Here is a 3702-nt window from a genome sequence, read left to right on the forward strand (position 1 = left end):
AAAACTACTTTGTTTCCCGGACAGGCTAACCGGAAGTGGGAAGGAGCTGGAGAACAACGCTCCGAGCGCTGCAGAAATTCGAAACCTATATGGAACAACTTTCAAGCGGACTATTTGAAAAAATCACGGGCGCAGATTAGAACCGAAATAGTGGCAAACCACAAACAACGTACCGGACAACATTAAAAGCCACGAACCCCAAAAAAGCTCCGATCAAAACACACAAAACCTGAAAGCCTGGCCGGGCACATAACATATTAATATGCGACAAGGGGTATCTTATGAGACGTCGTATAATCTTCTAAAACATCCCTCACAATAACCCTTGAAACATCTTTTGGTTTATATGCGAAGTTAATGTCGCATAACCTCGTCGCATAAAATTCAATTATTTTTGTAAGGAATTGCTTTCTCATCGCTCTAACAATATAGCAACATTATTAATTTTAGCAACTGTGTTATGGGCAAGTCAAAGTTATTAGAAGAAGTTAGGCAAGAAATCCGAAGAAGAAACTACAGCTACCGCACCGAACAGGCATACACCAGCTGGATCATAAGGTATATTCGATTTCATGGAACGGTTCACCCCAAAAAACTGGGAGATACCGAGGTTGAGCAATACCTCAATCATTTGGCCAATGACAGAAATGTAGCGGCAAGTACACAAAATCAGGCGTTGTCAGCATTGGTTTTTCTATATAAACAGGTTCTGAATAAAGAAACCCTGAATCTTGATAATCTGAAACGAGCTAAAAAGCCTAAAAAGTTACCGGTTGTTCTATCCCATACAGAGGCAATGGTGATTTTACAGCAGTTAAACGGGCGCACTCTCTTGATCTGTGAACTACTCTATGGAAGTGGGATCAGAATATCTGAATGTCTCCGCCTGCGAGTGCAAGACATTGACTTCGAAAATGGACAGCTATGGGTCCGCTCAGGGAAAGGTAATAGAGATCGGGTAAGTTTATTGCCGCAGAAATGTATTCCAAAACTTCGCAAGCAAATACAGAAAGTGAAAAGCATCCATCAAAAAGACTTGACCCAAGGATTCGGGAAAGCAATACTACCGAAAGCATTAGCTCGTAAATACCCCAAAGAACAAACAAGTTTGGGATGGCAATATCTGTTTCCTTCGTCAACGATCTCTAAAGATCCTCGCACGAACCTGGAACACCGCTACCATATCTCAAGCCGTCAGGTTCAAAGAAAGCTTCAGAAAGCGGTAGCTGAGACAGATATCGAGAAAAAAGTAACCTGTCACACCTTCCGGCATTCCTTCGCTACCCAACTGCTCCAAAACGGCTACGACATCCGCACCGTTCAGGAACTCCTCGGCCACAAAAACCTCAAAACCACCATGATCTACACCCACGTCATAAACAAAGGCGGCAACTACATCAAATCCCCGGTGGATACTATCTAAAATCAGGTATAAGAACTATGAAGGCTTTACAGCCTCATAAATCGCAACCAATCTTATACCCATGCCACAAATCGCTGAAGTTACATTAGCTTATAAATCAACCGTGCCGGTCGAAACCCTACCTAAAATCACATCCCCGGACGAAGCAGCAGCTTACCTGAGATCTATATGGGATGATGATCACCTTGAATTAAAAGAAGAGTTCGTAGTCGTAATTCTGGACAACATGAAACACGTGTTAGGCTGGAGCCTGATTTCTTCTGGAGGAAGCACAGCTACGATCGTTGATACTGCAGCCATATTCCAAGTTGCCTTACTTGGCAAGGCTAATTCTATCATTCTTGCTCATAACCACCCCTCTGGTAACCGTAAAGCTTCTACCGCTGACGTGCAGCTTACTAAGCGAGCAGTTGAAGCTGGAAAACTCCTAGGGATTCCTGTGGAAGACCATATAATCCTATATCGATCAGGATTTACGTCACTCAGAAATGAGGCGTTGATGTAAAAGAGGGCTTTGGCCTTCTTTTTTTTAGGTTAACTTCACGCGCAGGATTTTGGCACCAACCAAAATATTTTTTTATGATTCATCCCATTATTAGTGAGTCCCCGGCGAGTCCCGAAAATATAAAAGGAATAGAAATAAAAAAGCCTTGAATCGCTGTAAGTTATTGCGATACAAGGCTTTACGAGTGGTGGGACCGGGCGGATTTGAACCGCCGACACACGGATTTTCAGTCCGTTGCTCTACCGACTGAGCTACAGTCCCTTAAACAAGGACGGCAAAGATAAAGCCTTTATGATCTACAAACAATAATGATTTCGAGATAGATCAAAAAAGTCGGAATTAGTTTTAGACGTGGATGTCTTTCAACCGTAACTGAAGGGTTCGGCGTCCGTTCCAGTTATTTTCCTCGATCACATAGGCCACCTTAAAAAGGTTACCGTTTCGTACAGCCGGAAGGTATTCGTGCATATTAAAACCAATGGTATCGAACACTCCGGAGTCTTCTTGCTTAACCCGCATTTTAAGATGTCCGTTTCCAACGATGGTTGGCTCGCCCACAACTTTCACACCTTCACTTACAAAAATAGGACGAAGGTTTCCCGGCCCAAATGGCTCGAACTGACTCAGTAATTTCCAGAATTTCATATCCACTTCTCCGAGATCAAGCTTGGTATCGATGGTAAGTTCCGGTTCGAATGAATTGTCGGAAAGATCCGTAAATGCCAGTTCGTTCATGCGCCGGCGAAATTCAGTCAGGTTCTTCTCAGAGAGTGTGAGTCCTGCCGCAAATTCATGCCCGCCGAATTGCTCCAGAAGATCCTCACATTTTTTGATGGCGTTGTAAATATTGAAGCCTTTGATACTCCGCGCCGAGCCTTTCACTTTTCCATCCACATTGCTTAGCATAATAGCAGGCCGGTGATACAGGTCCACAAGCCGCGAAGCAACGATCCCTATCACTCCAAGATGCCAGTCTTTCGCATAAAGAACGATGGTCGAGGTTTCCTCCATATCAAAATCCTTATCGATCTGGGCCATTGCCTCTTTCATGGTCTTGGAATCGGTATCGCGCCGGCGAAGGTTGATCGACTCCAACTCATACGCATGTGATTTGGCTTCCGCCAGGGTTTCAGAGATCATCAGCTTTACCGCCGTACTCGCGTCTCCCATTCTGCCCGCTGCATTAATTCGCGGGCCAATAGAAAACACGATCTTTGAAGTATTTACTTCCTCTTTATTCACATTGATGAGATCAAGCAGGGCTTCAATTCCCACACGCGGACTTTTTTGGATCATATTCAACCCGGCCTTCATCAGTACCCGGTTTTCATCGATGATGGGCACGATATCGGAGGCAATAGAAATGGCAACCAGATCCAGAAATTTATAGGAAACAGACTTGGGCAGGCCCAGCTTTTCAATGGTTCCCTGAATAAGCTTAAAACCGACGCCGGCACCTGAAAGGCCGTCAAAGGGATACTTGCAATCCGGGCGTTTGGGATCAAGAACAGCAACGGCATCCGGAATCTCATCACCAACGGTATGGTGATCGCAAATAATGAGGTCGATACCTTTTTCTTTGGCTGTTTTGGCTTCTTCAATAGCTGTTATCCCACAATCTACCGAAACAATAAGTGAAGCCTTGATATCTTCTGCGAATTTAATGCCATCAGGATTTATTCCGTATCCCTCCTTGAAGCGGTGAGGGATGTAGTAGTGGGCGTCTACTCCAAATTCTTTAAGGAAGGTATATATACACGACGTAGCTGTAGTT

At 44.3% G+C, this 3702-nt stretch carries 3 protein-coding genes and 1 tRNA gene; 2 read left to right on the plus strand and 2 right to left on the minus strand.

Annotated elements, in window-relative coordinates; translation table 11 throughout:
* The first annotated feature begins 460 nt into the window (after positions 1–460).
* The gene (locus VFM80_RS12630; protein ID WP_395072212.1) at positions 461–1423 is read left to right on the plus strand and encodes an integron integrase; all 963 of its coding nucleotides are present in this window, start codon (positions 461–463) and stop codon (positions 1421–1423) included.
* Positions 1424–1484: 61 nt separating this feature from the next.
* Positions 1485–1928, plus strand: coding sequence for a JAB domain-containing protein (locus VFM80_RS12635; RefSeq protein WP_395072214.1), 444 nt, complete (start codon positions 1485–1487; stop codon positions 1926–1928).
* A gap of 185 nt (positions 1929–2113) precedes the next feature.
* Here the strand turns inward: VFM80_RS12635 and VFM80_RS12640 are convergent.
* Both VFM80_RS12640 and recJ read right to left on the minus strand, forming a co-directional pair.
* Positions 2114–2189, minus strand: a tRNA-Phe gene (locus VFM80_RS12640).
* Positions 2190–2273: 84 nt separating this feature from the next.
* On the minus strand, positions 2274–3702 hold a 1429-nt coding region (gene recJ, locus VFM80_RS12645; protein ID WP_395072216.1), incomplete at its 5' end, for a single-stranded-DNA-specific exonuclease RecJ.

This window comes from Gracilimonas sp. (assembly GCF_035704785.1).
In the GTDB taxonomy this organism is placed as follows: domain Bacteria; phylum Bacteroidota; class Rhodothermia; order Balneolales; family Balneolaceae; genus Gracilimonas.

Excerpts from the sequence above, each read along its gene's own strand:
- VFM80_RS12630 (WP_395072212.1), top strand. The coding sequence starts at position 461 with ATGGGCAAGTCAAAGTTATTAGAAGAAGTTAGGCAAGAAATCCGAAGA.
- VFM80_RS12635 (WP_395072214.1), top strand. The coding sequence starts at position 1,485 with ATGCCACAAATCGCTGAAGTTACATTAGCTTATAAATCAACCGTGCCG.